This is a genomic window from Atlantibacter hermannii, from assembly GCF_009907385.1.
Classification (GTDB): Bacteria; Pseudomonadota; Gammaproteobacteria; order Enterobacterales; family Enterobacteriaceae; genus Atlantibacter; species Atlantibacter hermannii_A.
In genome coordinates this window covers 227,062-247,133 of record NZ_JAAATR010000018.1, presented here as the reverse complement: position 1 = coordinate 247,133, position 20,072 = coordinate 227,062, and the positions used below count along the sequence as shown (strand labels likewise).

Annotated in this window: 18 protein-coding genes, 1 pseudogene and 1 riboswitch; of the genes and pseudogenes, 10 read left to right on the top strand and 9 right to left on the bottom strand. The window is 55.3% G+C overall.

What is annotated here, in order from left to right; genetic code table 11:
• Positions 1–5 precede the first annotated feature (5 nt).
• Genes ftsL through mraZ form a run of 3 tightly spaced genes read right to left on the bottom strand, consistent with a single transcriptional unit; the run spans position 6 to position 1,771 of the window.
• On the bottom strand, positions 6–371 hold the full coding sequence (gene ftsL / locus GV764_RS06350) for a cell division protein FtsL (RefSeq protein ID WP_125293204.1): 366 nt from the start codon (positions 369–371) through the stop codon (positions 6–8).
• Positions 368–1,309: a 16S rRNA (cytosine(1402)-N(4))-methyltransferase RsmH gene (gene rsmH / locus GV764_RS06345; protein WP_161659416.1), complete on the bottom strand. Its 942-nt coding sequence runs from the start codon at positions 1,307–1,309 to the stop codon at positions 368–370. The genes ftsL and rsmH overlap by 4 nt, the downstream gene beginning before the upstream one ends.
• A 3-nt stretch (positions 1,310–1,312) precedes the next feature.
• Entirely contained in the window at positions 1,313–1,771 is a 459-nt protein-coding gene (mraZ, locus tag GV764_RS06340) for a division/cell wall cluster transcriptional repressor MraZ (protein WP_161659415.1), read from the bottom strand.
• Positions 1,772–2,121: 350 nt separating this feature from the next.
• Between mraZ and GV764_RS22225 the strand changes: the two genes are divergently transcribed.
• Positions 2,122–2,253, top strand: coding sequence for a hypothetical protein (locus tag GV764_RS22225; protein ID WP_269090132.1), 132 nt, complete (start codon positions 2,122–2,124; stop codon positions 2,251–2,253).
• Between the two features lie 77 nt (positions 2,254–2,330).
• Here the strand turns inward: GV764_RS22225 and cra are convergent, their stop codons facing one another.
• From cra to leuO, 4 genes and pseudogenes are all read right to left on the bottom strand, one after another.
• Positions 2,331–3,335: a catabolite repressor/activator gene (cra, locus tag GV764_RS06335; protein WP_161659414.1), complete on the bottom strand. Its 1,005-nt coding sequence runs from the start codon at positions 3,333–3,335 to the stop codon at positions 2,331–2,333.
• A 176-nt stretch (positions 3,336–3,511) separates the two neighbouring features.
• Positions 3,512–4,003, bottom strand: coding sequence for an acetolactate synthase small subunit (gene ilvN / locus GV764_RS06330; RefSeq protein WP_125293200.1), 492 nt, complete (start codon positions 4,001–4,003; stop codon positions 3,512–3,514).
• Positions 4,004–4,005: 2 nt separating this feature from the next.
• Positions 4,006–5,729, bottom strand: a pseudogene (ilvI, locus tag GV764_RS06325) (acetolactate synthase 3 large subunit).
• Positions 5,730–6,125: 396 nt separating this feature from the next.
• The gene (leuO, locus tag GV764_RS06320; RefSeq protein ID WP_161659413.1) at positions 6,126–7,070 is read right to left on the bottom strand and encodes a transcriptional regulator LeuO; all 945 of its coding nucleotides are present in this window, start codon (positions 7,068–7,070) and stop codon (positions 6,126–6,128) included.
• Between the two features lie 612 nt (positions 7,071–7,682).
• On the opposite strand from leuO, the gene leuL reads away from it, so the two are divergent.
• The 5 genes from leuL to leuD all read left to right on the top strand — a co-directional run bounded on the left by leuL (position 7,683) and on the right by leuD (position 12,544).
• Positions 7,683–7,766 carry a leu operon leader peptide gene (leuL, locus tag GV764_RS22375; protein ID WP_121497546.1) on the top strand — a complete coding sequence of 28 codons (84 nt, stop codon included), beginning with the start codon at positions 7,683–7,685 and terminating at the stop codon, positions 7,764–7,766.
• A 95-nt stretch (positions 7,767–7,861) separates the two neighbouring features.
• Entirely contained in the window at positions 7,862–9,433 is a 1,572-nt protein-coding gene (gene leuA, locus GV764_RS06310) for a 2-isopropylmalate synthase (RefSeq protein WP_161659412.1), read from the top strand.
• The gene (gene leuB / locus GV764_RS06305; RefSeq protein WP_161659411.1) at positions 9,433–10,524 is read left to right on the top strand and encodes a 3-isopropylmalate dehydrogenase; all 1,092 of its coding nucleotides are present in this window, start codon (positions 9,433–9,435) and stop codon (positions 10,522–10,524) included. The genes leuA and leuB overlap by 1 nt, the downstream gene beginning before the upstream one ends.
• Positions 10,525–10,526: 2 nt before the next feature.
• A complete protein-coding gene (gene leuC, locus GV764_RS06300; protein ID WP_161659410.1) occupies positions 10,527–11,927 on the top strand; it encodes a 3-isopropylmalate dehydratase large subunit in 1,401 nt (466 codons plus the stop codon).
• Between the two features lie 11 nt (positions 11,928–11,938).
• Positions 11,939–12,544, top strand: a complete 606-nt coding sequence (gene leuD / locus GV764_RS06295) for a 3-isopropylmalate dehydratase small subunit (RefSeq protein ID WP_161659409.1) — start codon at positions 11,939–11,941, stop codon at positions 12,542–12,544.
• A gap of 33 nt (positions 12,545–12,577) precedes the next feature.
• Here leuD and GV764_RS06290 read toward each other — a convergent pair whose 3' ends face one another.
• Positions 12,578–13,756, bottom strand: a complete 1,179-nt coding sequence (locus tag GV764_RS06290; protein ID WP_161659408.1) for a sugar efflux transporter — start codon at positions 13,754–13,756, stop codon at positions 12,578–12,580.
• Positions 13,757–14,147: 391 nt separating this feature from the next.
• Here GV764_RS06290 and sgrR point away from each other — a divergent pair, with 391 nt between their 5' ends.
• From sgrR to thiQ, 4 genes are all read left to right on the top strand, one after another.
• A complete protein-coding gene (gene sgrR, locus GV764_RS06285; protein WP_161659407.1) occupies positions 14,148–15,809 on the top strand; it encodes an HTH-type transcriptional regulator SgrR in 1,662 nt (553 codons plus the stop codon).
• A gap of 35 nt (positions 15,810–15,844) precedes the next feature.
• A riboswitch (TPP riboswitch) is annotated at positions 15,845–15,944 on the top strand.
• Between the two features lie 32 nt (positions 15,945–15,976).
• Positions 15,977–16,960, top strand: a complete 984-nt coding sequence (gene thiB, locus GV764_RS06280; protein ID WP_161659406.1) for a thiamine ABC transporter substrate binding subunit — start codon at positions 15,977–15,979, stop codon at positions 16,958–16,960.
• The gene (gene thiP / locus GV764_RS06275) at positions 16,936–18,546 is read left to right on the top strand and encodes a thiamine/thiamine pyrophosphate ABC transporter permease ThiP (RefSeq protein ID WP_161659405.1); all 1,611 of its coding nucleotides are present in this window, start codon (positions 16,936–16,938) and stop codon (positions 18,544–18,546) included. Before thiB ends, thiP begins: the two co-directional genes overlap by 25 nt.
• The gene (thiQ, locus tag GV764_RS06270; protein ID WP_161659404.1) at positions 18,530–19,228 is read left to right on the top strand and encodes a thiamine ABC transporter ATP-binding protein ThiQ; all 699 of its coding nucleotides are present in this window, start codon (positions 18,530–18,532) and stop codon (positions 19,226–19,228) included. The genes thiP and thiQ overlap by 17 nt, the downstream gene beginning before the upstream one ends.
• Here the strand turns inward: thiQ and GV764_RS06265 are convergent.
• Positions 19,225–19,998, bottom strand: a complete 774-nt coding sequence (locus GV764_RS06265) for a DedA family protein (protein ID WP_161659403.1) — start codon at positions 19,996–19,998, stop codon at positions 19,225–19,227. The two genes, thiQ and GV764_RS06265, sit on opposite strands and share 4 nt — an antisense overlap.
• Positions 19,999–20,072 lie beyond the last annotated feature (74 nt).

Sequence of the window (20,072 nt, the reverse complement as noted above, 5' to 3'; positions counted from 1 at the left end):
AATCCTTATTTCTGAACCACGATATTTTCCTGGGATGGATCGACGTGCTGCAATTGCAGCTTTTCAGTAGCGATCCGCTCAACCCGGCTGTGGTCGCCGAGCGCGTTTTCTTCAAGGATCAGGTTGCGCCATTCGATATCCAGCGCATCCCGCTCCAGCACCAGTTGCTCACGCTGCGCCGTCAGTAGACGGGTATGGTGAGCGGTAGTCACCACAAAAATCGCAGTAACGATAATCATAATGAACAGGCAGAGTGGCAGTTTCCCGTGTCGCAACAGATCGCTGCCGATCACGCCAGGCAAGGCATGGCGCTCGTTGCTTCCTAACGATCCGGTAACTTTGCTGAGGGTCTCCGTCACTCTGCCGATCATGCGTTCGTCCTTTCTGCTATACGCAGCACTGAACTACGGGCGCGTGGGTTTTCCGCCACTTCTTCTTCGCCCGGCATTAACTTGCCTAATGCTCGTAAATGACGACCGCCCAGTTTACTGAGTTGCGCTTCCGTCATCGGGATCCCTGCGGGCACCTGGGGGCCACGGCTCTGCTCGCGCATAAAGCGTTTGACCAGCCGATCCTCCAGCGAGTGGAAACTGATGACAGAAAGGCGTCCTCCCGGAGCCAGTACGTCAAGCGAGCCTTTTAGCGCCAGCTCGATCTCCTCGAGTTCACTGTTCACCCAAATACGCACCGCCTGAAACGTGCGGGTCGCCGGGTGTTTAAATTTATCTTTTACCGGGGTCGCTGCGGCCACCACGTCGGCTAATTCTTTGGTACGGGTCATCGGCTGTTCGCGGTTGCGTTCAACGATGGCGCGCGCGATGCGTTTCGCAAAACGCTCTTCGCCGTAGGCTTTCAGCACCCAGGTGATGTCGCTCTCTTCTGCCGAGAGTAGCCATTCGGCAGCGGATTGCCCGCGAGTCGGGTCCATCCGCATATCCAGCGGCCCGTCGCGCATAAAGGAGAAACCGCGCTCTGCGTCGTCAAGCTGCGGTGAAGAAACGCCAAGATCGAGAAGGATACCGTCGATCTTCCCCTGAAGATCGCGTTCACGCACGTAGTCCGCCAGCGCAGAAAACGGACCATGCACAATAGAAAAGCGCGGATCGTCAATCGCGCTTGCGGCTTCAATAGCCTGAGGATCGCGATCGATCGCCATCAGCCTGCCTTCCGGCCCAAGCTGGGACAAAATCAAACGCGAGTGGCCACCGCGACCAAATGTGCCATCGATGTAGATGCCATCAGGACGAATATTCAGGCCATTAACGGCCTCATCAAGCAGCACCGTTTTATGTTTATAATTTTCCATCATTTTTTATAAGGACAAATCCTGCAATCGCTCTGACATCACTTCAGAGGAGGACTGCTCTGCGTCTATGTCTTCCTTGACTCGTTGATACCAGGCCGTTTCGTCCCACAGCTCAAATTTATTGAACTGCCCGACCAGCATCACTTGTTTGGTAAGTCCGGCATGCTGCCTTAACACGGGGGTTAGCAACAGTCGTCCGGCACTGTCCATCTGACATTCACTGGCATGCCCTAACAACAGCCGTTGCACACGGCGTTCACTGGGATTCATGCTCGACAGACGCGATAGTTTTTGTTCAATGACTTCCCATTCAGGAAGCGTATAAAGCAGCAGGCATGGGTGATGGATGTCGATGGTACAAACCATCTGACCGGCAGCGGTCTCGATCAGTTGTTCCCTGTAGCGGGTAGGCACCGATAAGCGCCCTTTACTGTCGAGGTTTACTAACGAAGCGCCACGGAACATGCCAGCCTCACCCTGATAAGCCCCTTTCCACCACAATATCCCACAAATTCCCACATTAGGGAGTTTACGGAGCGGAGGAAAAGCTTGTCAAGCCAGCACCGAGGCTGGAATTAACAAATTATCCTTTCCTGAGGAGGAGAAGAGCGAACTTAAAAAGCTGCGTTTAAAGCGAGGCAAAATTAACGTCATGAATATTTGTAAGAAAAATGACGAATAAACCTGGAGGGGTAAAATCGACTATTTACGTACAAAAAAAATACAAAGTGCCCAGTTTGCGACGCGGGCGGCATTTTAAGGCAAATCACGCGGTCTGAACAGCAGCACATGGCCCGCATAAAGGAGGTTCCGGAGTGGCAGGCCGTAACAATAAAGTTATTTATCGGCAAGTTATTGCAGGGCACATGTTACAAAATGATTCAAAAGAAATATTAATTTACTGCTTACGGGATATTAATCCTTCATTTGAAGCGGATTATGAATAATTTAAGAAATACGTATGATTGGTACGGAATAGTCTGAATATTTAAAAAAGGCAGCCTGCGCTGCCTTTATCTGAAAATTAACGGCGGCTCAGACTGCCGCGTTTATACAAATTACGCCTGATACGCGTCAGCCCCGGTTTCGGTTTACGCGGCTCGTCAAGGCTGGCAAGCACCAGTTCCAGCACACGCTCCGCTACATCACGGTGACGTTGCGCCACTGCCAGTACCGGACATTGCAAGAAATCGAGCAGCTCGTTATCGCCAAAGGTCGCGATGGCCAGATCGGTCGGCAAACGTCCCTCACGTTTTAACGTCACATCCATCACCCCTTGCAGTAAAGCAAAGGAGGTGGTGAACAGCGCCTGGGGCATCGGATGCGTTTCCAGCCATTTTTCGAACAGCTGCGCAGCCGCTTCTCTTTCATAGCTGTTGGCATACAGATAATGCACTTCCCGGGGATCGTCTTTCCACGCGGCGCGGAAACCCTGCTCGCGTAAAAAGCTCACCGACAGCTCCGGTAGCGCCCCCATATACAGCACGGTTTGCGCCGGGAATTGACGCAATTCGCCAGCCAACATTTCCGCATCGTCCTGATCGGCACCCACCACGCTGGTGAAATGCTCGCGATCTAACGCGCGATCCAGTGCGACGATAGGGAATGAATTATTCGCCCAGCGTTGGTAGAACGGATGCTCCGGCGGCAGAGAGGTGGAAACGATAATGGCGTCAACCTGACGCTGTAACAGATGCTCGATACAGCGCATCTCGTTATCAGGCTGGTCTTCCGAGCAGGCAATCAGCAGTTGATAGCCACGCTGACGAGCCTGACGTTCAAGATAATTGGCAATACGCGTGTAGCTGGTGTTTTCAAGATCGGGGATAACTAAACCGATTGAGCGCGTTCTGCCTGCGCGCAATCCCGCCGCCACCGCGTTTGGGTGGTAGTTATGCTCACGCACGACCGCCATCACTTTTTCGACAGTTTTATCGCTCACGCGATACTGTCGGGCTTTTCCATTAATGACGTAACTCGCCGTTGTGCGCGACACCCCTGCCAGTCGCGCGATTTCGTCCAGTTTCACAATTGCCCCTTAGTGAATGACATACTCCATAGCCTTATTAGGGTTATAGCAAAATCCATAACATCTAAACGCAGAATAATACCCTGAGCAACTGCTTTTGCGCGCTCTTGCTGGCGTTCAGGCAAAAAAAAGCCCGGTGAGACATGCCGGGCTGGTTTAATTTTTTAACTTTTACGCTACCGCATAATCTTATCGCCGCGCGACAACCCGACTACGCCGGAGCGGGCAACTTCGACGATTTTCGCCACATCGCGGATGGTAGCGAGGAATGCGTCCAGCTTATCGCTGGTGCCTGCCAGCTGTACGGTATACATCGAGGGCGTGACATCAATAATAGAACCGCGAAAGATCTCGGTGTTGCGTTTGACTTCATCACGGCCATAGCCGCTGGCCTGAATCTTCACCAGCATGATTTCACGCTCGACGTGCGCGCCCTGCCCCAGTTCGTTCACGCGCAGCACGTCCACCAGCTTGTGCAGTTGCTTTTCGATCTGCTCAAGCACTTTGGCATCGCCCACCGTCTGGATGGTCATGCGCGACAGGGTAGGATCTTCTGTCGGCGCAACGGTGAGGCTTTCGATGTTATAGCCGCGTTGGGAGAACAAACCGATCACCCGTGACAGCGCGCCCGATTCGTTTTCCAGTAACACAGATAGTATCCGGCGCATGCTTATGTCCTCTCCGTTTTGCTTAACCACATTTCATCCATTCCGCCACCACGAATATGCATCGGATAAACGTGCTCGGTGCCATCGACGGTTACATCGACGAACACCAGGCGGTTATTGCGCACCTGATCCAGGGCTTCGCTTAATTTGCTTTCCAGTTCATCAGGGCGGGTAATGTTGATACCCACATGCCCGTAGGCCTGGGCAAGGCGGGCAAAGTCCGGCAGCGACTCCATATAGGATTGTGAATGGCGGCCGGAATAGATCATGTCCTGCCACTGCTTCACCATGCCGAGATAGCGGTTATTCAGATTCAACACCAGCACCGGCAATTCATATTGCAACGCGGTAGACAGCTCCTGAATGTTCATCTGGATGCTGCCGTCCCCGGTCACGCAAATCACCATCTCATTCGGCAGGGCAAGCTTGACGCCCAGCGCCGCAGGTAAACCAAACCCCATGGTGCCGAGACCGCCGGAGTTAATCCATCGGCGCGGTTTATCGAAGGTATAATAAAGTGCCGCGAACATCTGATGCTGACCAACGTCAGACGTGACGTAGGCATCGCCATGAGTTAAACGGTGGATCGTCTCGATGACTGCCTGAGGCTTAATGCTTTCGCCGGAAGTGTTGTAGCTCAGGCATTTGCGCGCGCGCCAGACGTCAATTTGCTGCACCAGTCGCGGATATCATCCAGCGCCTGAATGTTTTCTTCCTGCTCCAGCAATTCCAGCATCTGTTCCAGCACCAGCCCCGCATCGCCCACGATAGGGATATCGGCGGACACCGTTTTAGAAATAGACGCCGGATCGATATCGATATGCAGCACCGTGGCATTCGGGCAGTACTTCGCCAGATTATTGGTGGTGCGATCGTCAAAACGCACACCGACGGCAAAAATCACATCAGAATGGTGCATCGTCATATTGGCTTCGTAGGTGCCATGCATACCCAACATGCCTAAAGACTGACGATGCGACCCGGGAAACGCCCCCAGGCCCATTAATGAAGAGGTGACCGGCAAATTAAGCTTTTCGACCAGACGACGCAGCGGCGCGTCACAAGCGGAGTTGATCGCCCCGCCGCCGACATAGAGAACCGGTTTTTTCGCGGCCAGCAGCGTTTGTAGCGCGCGTTTGATTTGGCCTTTGTGCCCCTGGGTGGTGGGATTATAAGAACGCATACTGACGGTGTCGGGCCAGACGTATGGCATCTTCTTCGCCGGATTGAGAATATCTTTTGGTAAATCAACGACTACCGGGCCGGGACGACCACTGGCGGCCAGCCAAAAAGCTTTCTTCAGTACGGTCGGGATATCTTCGGTTTGCTTAACAAGGAAGCTATGCTTCACTACCGGGCGGGAAATCCCCACCATGTCGCATTCCTGGAAGGAGTCATAACCGATAAGGGATGTTGCCACCTGGCCGGAGAGCACCACTAAGGGAATGGAATCCATATAGGCAGTCGCGATACCTGTAATCGCATTGGTCGCCCCAGGGCCAGACGTCACCAGTACGACACCCACTTCGCCAGTGGCCCGCGCCAGACCATCCGCCATGTGTACAGCAGCTTGTTCATGCCGCACCAGTATATGGTCAATCCCACCGATCGTATGCAGCGCGTCATAGATATCCAGCACGGCCCCGCCGGGATAACCGAATACCTGTTTCACGCCCTGGTCGATCAGCGACTGCACCACCATCTCGGCTCCAGACAACATCTCCATCATTTGCCTCCAGGCTTTATTTTCTGTCAACGGCGGAAATCATGTTCTCGCCGTTGTGAATGCAGGCGCGAAACGCCTGACGTTGCAATGAGCTTTTTTCTTTCTCATAACATAACCGCTCGGGATCGGGCAGGCAATTGACCCACATTGCTGCTCGTATAACGCCTTTTTTCCGCCACGAACGGTCAAAACACGTTTAATAGCGTAAAAGCTCTGGAAGAAGCGGTTGTCATGGCGGGATATTTTATAAGTGTTGGAGATTACAGTGAGAGATCAAGGAAAGCGGTAAAGGATTATTAATGCGAAAGCCTGAAAATCAAAACAGAATAAATCACTATTATTAATAGTGAAAATAGCAAAACCGAACGGTTACCCATCCGGTTTATCTCTACAATTTTATTTCTTACAAATTTTGATCAGCAACTCTTCCATCCATTGATGGCCTTTGTCACGCCCCGCCGCTTCATGCCAGGAGAGATAGCAGGTGCGGCGATCGATCTCTAATGGCAGCGCCAGAACATCCAGGCTCAACGTTGAGACAAATTCTTCTGCCAGCCAGCGAGGCGCGATGGCAACCAGATTTGTTTGAGAAACAACATTCAGTACGCTGGTCATTGCCATTCCCTGATAGGCAATAACGCTCTGTTTTTCCGTCGTGTCATACCAGGGCGCGCTAAATGAACCGAAACGTTCTAATGCCACAACGGCATGCTGTTCGCGATAAACGCCTTGTTCATTAGTCAAATCTTTCTTGCGGGGATGTGATTTACTGCACACCAACACCATTTCATCTTCAAATAAAGGCACACAGGAAAATTCAGGCCGACGGAAAACATCGTAACTGATCACAAACTCCGTTTCCTGATAGCGTAACTGATGTTCAATATTTTGATTTAATGATGACTTGAATGCCAGATGTATATTTGGCGCAATGTTCGTCACGCTATTATAAATAATTGACGTTAAGAGATTGTCTAACGGACTACAGACGCAGAGATTAAATAAGCGCTCGCTGCTGAGAGGCTCAAATCCGGAACCGGGCAGTTCATTTTGTACTAACTGCAGCGCCTGACGGATAGAACCAAAAAGCTGACATGCGCGCATGGTAGGCTGAATGCCCCGGCCATAACGAACAAAAAGTTCATCATTAAACATAACCTTAAGCCGCGATACGGCATTACTGACCGCGGGTTGAGACATACCCAACAAGTGCGCTGCGCGAGTAATATTCTGCTCCTGCATTACCGCATCAAAGACAGTTAATAAATTAAGGTCCACCGAACGTAATTGCGGCTTTAACCCATCACCCGTGGGCAAATGGTTAAGATGATTATCAGGCATAAACCACTCCATTGGTACATTATCGTCTTACCCTGGCAACATTATTGAACCACGTTTCGTTGCAAAGCCAGGGATAAGGACGCCATTATTCACTTTCATTAATTAACGCTGGGATAGTTTACGATTGCACCACCGCTATCATATCGCGGTCAACGTTAACACATTAGATTTTGCTACTGGCGACAATCAAAACATAAACTTTGAAAATTCTCAATAATTCACCCGGTGAATTATGATTTTAGGATTATTAAAATATCTTGTTGTTAACATCCGGAGTGCATCAACACGTTTTTAACACCTTTGTTTAATGACACGTTTTTTTTTCAGCGTAACGGGTGTTGATTTTAAAAATCATTATTAAAACAAATAAAAGAAAATTCATCTCATTGACTATATGAATTGGAAGACAAGACGTGGACAGGATAAACAGAAACCGAACCCATGAATCGATACAATAATTTTTTAATTTGCGCGTTTTTTAGCACATTCCGCTAAATATAAATTTAAACATGGCTGTGCTCTGGCAAGGGTGGACGCCTGAAAGAAAGGTTGACACTCATCTATGAATCAAGTACCACTAAAAGCATCTTAACGAATTCTGAGGCTTGATAAATGATTCGCACTGTTCGCCTACTCGGTCTACTACTACTCAACGCATCTCTGCGCGGTAGACTGTTGGGCGGCATTCAGCGATAGGTTGGATCAAGCCACAAGAGAAAACGAACCCGCGCACTGCGCGGGTTTTTTTATGCTCGTCGCAGGCGCAGAAAACTGAAATAAGGACCGTATTCATGAGCCAGCAAGTCATTATTTTCGATACAACATTACGTGATGGTGAACAAGCGCTGCAGGCCAGCCTGAGCGTGAAAGAGAAGCTGCAAGTTGCCCTTGCCCTGGAACGTATGGGTATTGATGTAATGGAAGTTGGCTTTCCGGTCTCTTCGCCAGGGGACTTCGAGTCTGTCCAGACCATCGCCCGGAATGTGAAAAATAGCCGCGTCTGCGCCCTGGCGCGCTGCGTGGAAAAAGACATTGACGTGGCGGCGGAATCCCTGCGCGTCGCTGAAGCGTTCCGTATTCATACCTTTATCGCGACCTCACCCATGCATATCGCGACTAAGTTGCGCAGCACGCTGGATGAAGTGATTGAACGCGCAGTTTATATGGTGAAGCGCGCACGAAATTATACCGATGACGTCGAGTTTTCCTGTGAAGATGCAGGTCGCACCCCCATTGAAGACCTGGCTCGCGTGGTCGAAGCCGCCATTAACGCCGGCGCAAAAACCATTAATATTCCTGACACCGTGGGTTACACCCTGCCCTTCGAATTCAGCAACATTATTACCGGCCTTTACCAGCGCGTGCCGAACATCGATAAAGCCATCATTTCCGTTCATACCCATGACGACTTAGGCATGGCGGTCGGCAACGCGCTGGCAGCGGTGAACGCGGGCGCACGCCAGGTTGAAGGCACCCTGAACGGCATCGGCGAGCGCGCCGGCAACTGCGCGCTGGAAGAAGTCATCATGGGGATAAAACTGCGCCAGAACCTGTTGAACGTCCATACCAACATCCATCACCAGGAGATCTGGCGCACCAGCCAGACCGTCAGCCAGATTTGCAACATGCCGATCCCGGCCAATAAAGCAGTGGTCGGCAGCGGCGCCTTCGCTCACTCGTCCGGTATCCATCAGGATGGCGTGCTGAAAAATCGCGAAAACTACGAAATCATGACCCCGGAATCCATCGGCCTGAACCAGGTTCAGTTGAACCTGACTTCCCGCTCTGGCCGTGCCGCCGTGAAACACCGTATGGAAGAAATGGGTTATCACGAAGGGGATTACAACCTGGACAACCTGTACGATGCCTTCCTGAAGCTGGCAGACAAAAAAGGCCAGGTGTTTGATTACGATTTAGAAGCGCTGGCGTTCATTAATAAGCAGCAGGAAGAGCCGGAGCATTACCGTCTGGACTACTTCAGTGTGCAGTCCGGCTCTAACGCCATGGCGACCGCGTCCGTGAAGCTGGTTTGCGGCGATGAAGAGAAAGCCGAAGCCGCCAACGGCAATGGCCCGGTAGACGCGGTATACCAGGCGATTAACCGCATCACCGAATACGACATCGAACTGGTGAACTATCAGTTAGGCGCCAAAGGCCAGGGCAAAAACGCGCTGGGCCAGGTGGATATCGTGGTGAACTACAACGGCCGCCGCTTCCACGGCGTGGGCCTGGCAACGGACATCGTCGAGTCCTCCGCCAAAGCCATGGTGCACGTGCTGAACAACATCTGGCGCGCCGCTGAAGTCGAAAAAGAATTACAACGCAAAGCTCATAACAAAGAACACAATCAGGAAACCGTGTGATGTCGAAAAATTACCATATTGCTGTTTTGCCGGGTGACGGTATTGGCCCGGAAGTGATGGCGCAAGCCCTGAAAGTACTGGATGCCGTGCGTAGCCGTTTCGATATGCGTATTTCCACCAGCCACTACGACGTGGGCGGCGTGGCGATTGACCGTCATGGCAACCCGCTGCCGCAAGCCACGGTTGAAGGTTGTGAGCAAGCCGACGCGATTTTATTCGGCTCAGTGGGCGGCCCGAAATGGGAGCATCTGCCCCCTGCCCAGCAGCCGGAGCGCGGCGCGCTGCTGCCGCTGCGTAAACACTTCAAACTGTTCAGCAACCTGCGTCCGGCGAAGCTGTATCAGGGTCTGGAAGCGTTTTGCCCGCTGCGCGCCGATATTGCCGCCAACGGCTTCGACATCCTGTGCGTACGTGAACTGACCGGCGGCATCTACTTTGGCCAGCCGAAAGGCCGCGAAGGCCAGGGCATGCACGAGAAAGCCTTTGATACGGAGGTGTATCACCGCTTTGAAATTGAACGTATCGCGCGCATCGCCTTTGAATCGGCCCGCAAGCGCCGTAAAAAAGTGACTTCGATTGATAAAGCCAACGTGTTGCAGACCTCGCTGCTGTGGCGCGAAATCGTCAACGAAATCGCTAATGATTACCCGGACGTGTCGCTGTCGCACATGTATATCGACAACGCCACCATGCAGCTGATTAAAGATCCGTCCCAGTTCGACGTGCTGCTGTGCTCCAACCTGTTCGGCGACATCCTGTCTGATGAATGCGCGATGATCACCGGCTCGATGGGCATGCTGCCTTCCGCCAGCCTGAACGAGCAGGGTTTCGGCCTGTATGAACCAGCGGGCGGCTCTGCGCCGGATATTGCCGGGAAAAACATCGCCAACCCGATCGCCCAGATCCTGTCGCTGGCGCTGCTGCTGCGTTACAGCCTGAACGCAGGCGACGCCGCCGACGCCATTGAACGCGCCATCAACCGCGCGCTGGAAGAAGGTGTACGCACCAGCGACCTGGCGCGCGGCGACCAGGCAACCAGTACTGATGAAATGGGCGATATCATTGCCCGCTATGTCGCCGAAGGGGTGTAATCATGGCCAGCACGCTGTACCAAAAATTATTCGATGCCCACGTGGTGTATGAAGCAAAAGACGAAACGCCGCTGCTGTACATCGACCGTCATCTGGTGCATGAAGTGACGTCCCCGCAGGCGTTCGACGGTTTGCGCGCTCACGGCCGCCCGGTGCGCCAGCCGCGCAAAACTTTTGCCACCATGGATCACAACGTCTCGACGCAGACCAAAGATATCAACGCTTCCGGCGAAATGGCGCGCATCCAGATGCAGGAATTGATCAAGAACTGCAACGAATTCGGCGTCGAACTGTATGACCTGAACCACCCGTATCAGGGCATCGTGCACGTGATGGGCCCGGAGCAGGGCATCACTCTGCCCGGCATGACCATCGTGTGCGGTGACTCCCATACCGCCACCCACGGCGCGTTCGGCGCGCTGGCGTTCGGTATCGGCACCTCGGAAGTCGAACACGTTCTGGCGACCCAGACCCTGAAACAGGGCCGCGCCAAAACCATGAAGATTGAAGTCAAAGGCAGCGCCGCGCCGGGTATCACCGCCAAAGACATCGTGCTGGCGATCATCGGCAAAACCGGCAGCGCTGGCGGCACCGGTCATGTGGTGGAATTCTGCGGCGACGCGATTGAAGCGTTGAGCATGGAAGGCCGGATGACCCTGTGCAACATGGCGATTGAAATGGGCGCCAAAGCGGGCCTGGTCGCGCCGGATGAAACCACCTTCAACTATGTGAAAGGCCGTCTGCACGCGCCGAAGGGCAAAGATTTTGATGAGGCCGTCGAGTACTGGAAAACCTTCAAAACCGATCCTGACGCCGTGTTCGATACGGTGGTCACGCTGGATGCCGCCGACATCGCGCCGCAGGTCACCTGGGGCACTAACCCCGGTCAGGTGATTTCCGTGACCGATCGCGTGCCGGAACCGGCCTCCTTTGCCGATCCGGTTGAGCGCGCCTCGGCGGAAAAAGCGCTGGCCTATATGGGCCTGCAGCCTGGCGTGCCGTTGACGGAAGTGGCGATCGATAAAGTGTTTATCGGCTCCTGTACTAACTCGCGCATTGAAGATTTGCGCGCCGCGGCGGAAATCGCCAAAGGGCGTAAAGTCGCGCCAGGCGTACAGGCGCTGGTGGTGCCGGGCTCCGGTCCGGTCAAAGCGCAGGCGGAAGCGGAAGGTCTGGATAAGATCTTTATCGAAGCCGGTTTTGAATGGCGCTTGCCGGGCTGCTCGATGTGCCTGGCGATGAACAACGACCGCCTGAACCCGGGCGAGCGCTGCGCCTCTACCAGCAATCGTAACTTTGAAGGCCGTCAGGGCCGTGGCGGCCGCACTCACCTGGTCAGCCCGGCGATGGCGGCAGCGGCAGCGGTAACCGGCCATTTCGCCGATATCCGCACACTGAAATAAGGAGCCTCACCATGGCAGAAAAATTTACCCAACATACCGGCCTGGTGGTTCCACTGGATGCGGCCAACGTCGATACCGATGCGATTATCCCGAAGCAGTTTCTGCAAAAGGTCACCCGCACCGGCTTTGGCGCTCATCTGTTTAACGACTGGCGTTTTCTGGATGACAAAGGCGAAGTGCCAAACCCGGAATTTGTGCTGAACTTCCCGGAATATCAGGGCGCATCGATTCTGCTGGCGCGGGAAAACTTCGGCTGTGGTTCGTCTCGCGAACACGCGCCGTGGGCGCTGACCGATTACGGCTTTAAAGTGGTGATCGCCCCGAGCTTCGCGGATATTTTCTATGGCAACAGCTTTAACAACCAGCTGCTGCCGGTGAAGCTGAGCGATGACGAAGTCGATGAGCTGTTTACGCTGGTGCAGGCGAATCCGGGCATCCGCTTTGAAGTGGATCTGGAGGCGCAGGAAGTCAACGCAGGCGACAAGCGGTACGCCTTCACGCTGGACGCGTTCCGCCGTCACTGCATGTTGAACGGGCTGGACAGCATCGGCCTGACCCTACAGCATGAAGACGCCATTTCTGCGTACGAACAGCGCCAGCCGGCGTTTATGAACTAAAAAAAGATGCCGGGCGCGATGCCCGGCATCTTGTTAGACGTCTTTCACCCGCGAGGTGATCAGCAGAGTAAAAACGCCCATTCCCGCAACCGCCCAGTACACCGCGTAATGCCCAAAACTTTCCACCAGTGCGCCCTGGATCACCCCTGCCAGAATCACGCCGGTTGAGATGCTGTTGGTGAACAGCGTGGTCGCCGAGCCTGCCCGCCCCGGCATCAGGTCCTGAAACCAGATCATGCCAATCGCCGCGATAATCCCGATAAATACCGCGTTAAAGATTTGCAGCATCAGCAGCGCCTGCTGGCTCTGGAACAGTAACAGGCCGATATAAAACAGAATGGCAGAGACCACCGCCAGCAGCATAATCCGCCGTTTGCCAATGCGCTTCACGTAATAGCCCGCCAGCAGCATCACCGGGATTTCCAGCCCGGCGGCGGTGCCCATCAGCACGCCCGCCAGCTTATCCCGCAGCCCCAGTTCGCTACTGATCCACAGCGGCATATCGATAAAATACATGGTGTTGCAGGTCCACATTAACACCGAGGCGATAAACAGCAGCCGCACGTTTTTATCCTGCCACCCGCTTACCTGAGTTAAGGCGACATCCGTTTTAGCGGTTTCCCGGGGCACGGACGGCAGCGCCAGCGCGATGGCGGCGAAACTCAGCACAAAGATCGCCGCAGCAAACAGAAACATGGCGGTAAAGCCGTAATTGAGCGCCAGTAAAAACGCCAGCGGCGGCCCAATCACCCACGCCAGCGACAGTTGCGCGCGCATCACCGAGCTGAACATCACCGCTTCACGGGCCGAGCTGTCGGCGTATTCCCGTGCAAGGGCAAACAGCTGCGGCATGGTGGTATTCGCCAGCGCCGAAAGCAGCACGCCTGCGGTAATCAACGTCAGGTAATGGCGGGAAAAAGCAAACAATACACAGTTACCGATAGCCATAACGCAACAAAACAGTATCAGTTTGCGCCGGTCGCCCTGGGTATCGGATCGCTTCGCCAGCCACAGGCTCACCACGATCCCGGCCAGGGCGTTAACGGTATAAAACAGCCCGACCCAAAACGGACGCACGTCGACTTCCCGGCTCAGAAACAGGCTCAGCGTGGGGGCCTGCAACGCACTTGCCACGCCAACCATAAAGGTCACGGCCATAAACGCCAGATAAATCCCGTTCAATCTGCGACCGTGCGTTAATAACCACTGCATAACGTGCATCCTTTCATTAGGGAGAAACGCAAAGAGCCTGTACACAACATCATTCGCGTGCGTCAAAGCGGTATAAAAGGCCAGGTAAAGAAAGCAGCTCACACAGAGGCTGTCGGCATGATGAGTGTACAATGAAAAAAGCCAGCAGTTGAATCTGCTGGCGGGTGATAAACACCAATACTCAGTCACACTTGATGTCTGCAATGCGCCGGGAACAACCGAACGCGCTTCAGGACCTTGTCGCACCGCCACGGGCCAGCGGCAATACCACAACGCTTCTCCCCTAAAACCGCGTTCATCACGGCGGAATCATCACTTTCATCAAGGCAAATTATTGGCTTAATATAGGGAAAGAAAAATTGATGGGTTTCGCTACAGGAGTTCCCCTTTTATGTCTTCCGCCCGGCTTCAACAACAATTTATTCGTTTGTGGCAGTGCTGTGACGGAAAGCCGCAGGAAACCACGCTAAATGAACTGGCCGAACTGTTGAACTGCTCGCGCCGCCATATGCGCACGCTGCTGAATGCGATGCAGCAAAAGGGTTGGCTAACGTGGGATGCGGAAGCGGGCCGGGGGAAACGTTCGAAACTGACGTTCCTGTATACCGGCCTTGCGCTTCAGCAACAGCGCGCCGAAGACCTGCTGGAGCAGGATCGCATCGATCAGCTGGTGCAGATTGTCGGCGATAAAGCCGCCGTGCGTCAGATGCTGATTTCCCACCTCGGGCGCAGCTTTCGCCAGGGGCGTCATATCCTGCGCATTCTCTATTATCGGCCACTCAAAAACCTGCTGCCGGGCACTGCGTTACGCCGTTCAGAGACCCATATCGTCCGGCAAATCTTTAGCGGTCTGACGCGCATAAATGAGGAAAACGGGGAAATCGAAGCCGATATCGCCCATCACTGGCAGCAGCTTGGCCCGTTGCACTGGCGTTTCTTTTTGCGGCCCGGTATCCATTTTCACCATGGCCGCGAGTTAGATATGCTGGATGTGATTAGCTCCCTCCAGCGCATCAACACCCTGCCGCTCTATTCGCACATTACCCGCATCGAATCCCCTACCGCCTGGACGCTGGATATTCATCTTGCCCAGCCGGATCGCTGGCTGCCGTGGCTGATGGGCAGCGTTGCGGCGATGATCCTGCCGCGCGAATGGCCGTCGATGAATAATTTCTCCAGCCGTCCGGTGGGCACCGGCCCCTACGCCGTGGTGCGCAACAATAACAACCAGCTTAAGATCCACGCCTTTGATGATTACTTCGGCTATCGGGCGCTGATCGACGAAGTGAATTTCTGGGTGCTCCCGGATCTGGGCGATGAGTTAAGTAGCGGCGTACATCTGGAATCCTCTGCCGAAGGCGAGGAAAAAGCGGTGGAAAGCCGTCTCGAAGAGGGCTGCTATTATTTGCTTTACGATCGGCGATCCCCGCGCGGCGCGTTGCCGCAGGTGAAAACCTGGCTCAGCCACGTGCTGTCGCCGGTCAATCTGCTGTGGCGGGCCAGCGAACAGCACCAGCGCTACTGGTTCCCGGCATACGGTCTGCTGCCGCGCTGGCACCATACCCACCCTTCCACCGCCAGCGAAAAGCCCGCGGGGCTGGAAACGCTGACGCTGACGTTTTATCGCGAACACATCGAACATCGGGTGATCGCTGAGATTATGGCGTCGATCCTGGCGGAGCATCACGTGAAGCTGGAGATTCAGGAAGTGGACTATGATGAGTGGCATCGGGGGGAAATCGTCAGCGATATCTGGCTAAACAGCGCCAACTTCACCCTGCCGCTGGAGTTCTCGCTGTTCGCGCACCTGTTTGAAACGCCGTTGATGCAGCACTGCGTGCCCATTGACTGGCAGGCGGACGCGCAACGCTGGCAGGCAGGCGAGCTGAATCATGCGCTGTGGTGCCAGCAACTGCTTGAGCAACAGGCCATGTTGCCGCTGATCCACCACTGGCTGATGATTCAGGGCCAGCGCAGTATGCGCGGTGTGCGCATGAATACCCTGGGCTGGTTTGATTTTAAATCGGCCTGGTTTGCACCGCCGGAGCCATAATTCTTTTAAATATTCACCAAATCATTACAATACGACCGTTCTCAACGGGGTGCCGCAGCAAACTGCGCGCTGAGATAATACCCGTCGAACCTGATCCGGATAACGCCGGCGAAGGGATTTGAGGCTGCCTGCTCAAAATCCTTTGCCACTTCCTTTTGAGGTGCAAAGTGTTCAAAAAATTTCTGCCGTTACTGGTCCTTGCGACCACCCCGGTTTTTGCTAAGCCAGCGCTCACCGTCTACACCTACGACTCCTTCTCCGCTGACTGGGGCCCGGGCCCGAAAGTCAAAGCCGCGTTTGAAAAAGAGTGCGGCTGCGAACTCAAATTCGTGGCGCTGGAAGACGGCGTGTCGCTGCTGAACCGTCTGCGGATGGAGGGCAAAAACAGCAAAGCCGATGTGATCCTCGGGCTGGATAACAACCTGCTGGAAGCGGCAACGCAAACCGGTCTGTTCGCCAAAAGCGGTGTTAAAAACGATAGCGTAAACGTGCCGGGCGGCTGGCAAAACGACACCTTCGTGCCGTTTGATTACGGTTACTTCGCCTTTGTCTATGACAAAACCAAACTGGCAAATCCGCCGAAAAGCCTGAAAGAGCTGGTGGAGAGCGATCAAAAATGGCGGGTGATTTATCAGGATCCGCGCACCAGTACGCCGGGCCTTGGCCTGCTGCTGTGGATGCAAAAAGTGTATGGCGATAACGCGCCGGAGGCCTGGAAAAAGCTGGCGGCGAAAACCGTTACGGTCACTAAAGGGTGGAGCGAAGCCTACGGTCTGTTCCAGAAAGGCGAAAGCGATCTGGTGCTGAGCTACACCACCTCTCCGGCGTACCACATTATCGAAGAGAAAAAGGATCAATACGCTGCCGCAAACTTCAGCGAGGGCCACTATTTGCAGGTGGAGGTCGCCGGGCGACTGGCCAGCAGCAAACAGCCGGAGCTGGCGCAAAAATTCCTGACCTTTATGGTTTCTCCGGCGTTCCAGAACACCATCGCCACCGGCAACTGGATGTATCCGGTGACCGATGTCGCTCTGCCGCAGGGCTTTGACCTGCTCACCAAACCGCAAACCACATTGCAGTTCACTCCGCAGGAAGTCGCGTCCCAGCGCGCAAACTGGATTAATACATGGCTGCGCGCCGTCAGCCGCTAATTCCGGGCTGGCTGTGGCCGGGCGTTATCGCCGCGCTGCTCATGGTGGCGGTGGCGCTGGCGGCTTTTGGCGCGCTGTGGTTCAACGCGCCGCCCTCCGGCGGCGCAAGCTTCTGGCAGGACAGCTATCTCTGGCACGTGGTGCGCTTCTCGTTCTGGCAGGCGCTGCTGTCGGCGCTGTTGTCGGTCATCCCCGCCATTCCCCTCGCCCGCGCCCTGTACCGGCGGCGTTTCCCTGGCCGCCAGGCGCTGCTGCGCCTGTGCGCGATGACGTTAATACTGCCGGTGCTGGTAGCGGTGTTTGGCCTGCTCAGCGTCTACGGGCGCACCGGCTGGCTGGCGACGCTGTGGGCCCAGTTGGGGCTGGAGTGGACGTTCTCCCCGTACGGCTTGCAGGGCATTTTGCTGGCCCACGTCTTTTTTAATATGCCGATGGCGACCCGTCTGCTGCTGCAAACTCTGGAACAGATCCCTGGCGAACAGCGCCAGATTGCCGCCCAGTTGGGGATGCGCGGCTGGCACTTTTTCCGGCTGGTGGAGTGGCCGTGGATCCGCCGCCAACTCCCGTCGGTCGCGGCGCTGATCTTTATGCTCTGCTTCGCCAGCTTTGCCACGGTGCTGTCGCTGGGCGGCGGGCCGCAGGCGACCACCATCGAACTGGCTATCTACCAGGCGCTGAGTTTTGACTACGATCCGGCACGCGCGGCGCTGCTGGCGCTGATCCAGATGACCTGCTGTCTGGGGCTGGTACTGCTGAGCCAGCGCCTGGGTAAAGCCATCGCGCCGGGCGTTAATCAGATCCACGGCTGGCGCGATCCGCAGGATAGCTGGCGCAGCAGGTTAACCGATGGGCTGCTGATCGGCCTGGCGCTGCTGCTGATGCTGCCGCCGCTGATGGCGGTGGTCGTTGATGGCCTGCAGGGCGATATCCTGCGGGTGCTGTCGCAATCCATTCTGTGGGATGCGCTCTGGACCTCGCTGCGCATCGCGCTGGGTGCCGGGCTGTTGTGCGTCACGCTCACCATGATGCTGCTCTGGAGCGGGCGTGAACTGCATCTGCGCCAGCGGCGGCTGGCGGCGCAGAGTCTGGAGCTTAGCGGCATGCTGATCCTGGCGATGCCGGGCATCGTGCTGGCGACGGGTTTCTTCCTGCTGCTCAATAACACGATCGGATTGCCGGAATCGGCGGATGCCATTGTGATTTTCACTAACGCGCTGATGGCGGTGCCCTACGCCCAGAAAGTGCTGGATAACCCGATGCGCGATATCGCGTTACGTTACGGCCCGCTGTGCCAGTCGCTGGATATTTGCGGGATCAACCGCCTGAAAATCATTGAGCTAAAGGCGCTGAAGAAGCCGATTGCCCAGGCGATGGCCTTTGCCAGCGTGCTGTCGATAGGCGATTTCGGCGTCGTGGCGCTGTTCGGCAACGATAACTTCCGCACGCTGCCTTATTACCTGTATCAGCAGATCGGCGCGTATCGCAGCGACGACGGGGCAGTGACTGCGCTGTTGCTGCTGTTACTCTGTTTTGCGCTTTTTACGGTCATAGAAAAACTGGCGGGACGACATGCTAACGCTCACTGATGTAACCTGGCTTTACCACCATCTGCCGATGCGTTTCTCCTTTCATGCCGACGCGGGTGAACGGATTGCCATCCTTGGGCCCAGCGGCGCAGGGAAAAGCACCCTGCTGAATCTGATTGCCGGATTCCTGAGCCCGGCGAGTGGGCAAATTAAACTGAACGGCGGCGGGCACACCCTTACGCCGCCCGCGCAGCGCCCGGTGTCGATGCTGTTTCAGGAAAACAATCTGTTTAACCACCTCACGGTGCGCCAGAATATCGGGCTGGGATTACATCCGGGGCTGAAACTCAACGACGCGCAGCGTGAAGAGGTCAATGTGCTGGCCGGGAAAATGGGGCTGATCGAGCTGCTGGATCGCCTGCCGGGGGAGCTGTCCGGCGGGCAACGGCAGCGGGCGGCGCTGGCGCGCTGCCTGATCCGTCAGCAGCCGATTTTGCTGCTGGACGAACCCTTCTCGGCGCTTGATCCGGCGCTACGCCAGGAAATGCTCCAGCTTCTCAGCACGCTGTGCCGCGAGCGTAATATGACGTTACTGATGGTGTCGCACAGCCTGGAAGATGCGCTGAGCATCGCGCCGCGCAGCCTGGTGGTGCGCGATGGCCGCATCATCTGGGATGGGGCCACCGCCACGTTACTGGAAGGCAACAGCGATGCCTCCGCCTTGCTGGGCATCCAGCGTTAAAAACCGGAAATGACTTTCCAGAGAATGGATCGGTACACCGGCATCAGCGGGTGATTCAGGATGGCGATTAATGCCCCCACTGCCGCCACGCTGACCAGCGGCGCGACCCACATCAATCTGCCGCGCGGCAGCCACTGCACCAGTTTATCGCCAGGGTTGGCTTTGGCGCTGCGCCAGAGCCGCCAGCACAGCCATACCGCCAGCCACAACAGCAGCGCCACGCCGAGCAGCATCCACTTAAACGCGCCGCTTTGCTGATCCGCCGGGATATCAATGGCGGCTCCGGCGAGAATACCGGGCAGGAAATAGCACGGCGGCCAGAACAGGCAGCCAATCAGGTTCGGCGGCAGGAATTTGAGCGCAGGGAGATCGAGCATCCCGGCGACCATCGGCACCAGCGGACGCGTCGGCCCGACAAAGCGCCCGACCAGGATAGTGAACATACTGTGCTGATGCAGCGCGTGTTCGGTTTTATCCAGTAGCGCTTTGTTTTTCTTGAGAAATGACCAGCGGTGCAGCGGCTTCTTAAAGCGCCAGCCCAGCCAGAACGAGATCCAGTCGCCCAGCATACAGCCGACAATTCCCGCCGCCCAGGCCTCATAAAAATTCACTTCGCCGCTGCCGATCAGCGCGCCAAGACCGGCCATCATCACCGTGCCAGGCAGCAGCAGCCCAACCAGCGCCAGCGATTCCAGAAACGCCACCAGGGCAATCGCAACCAGAGAATAAGTGACTGATTGGGTAATAAAATGATCCAGGAATGCTTCCATAAAGGTTCCGGTAAAATAACGAGGGAGCGATTCTCCCTGGCACCCTGACTATCGTCAAGACATCATTACTCTAT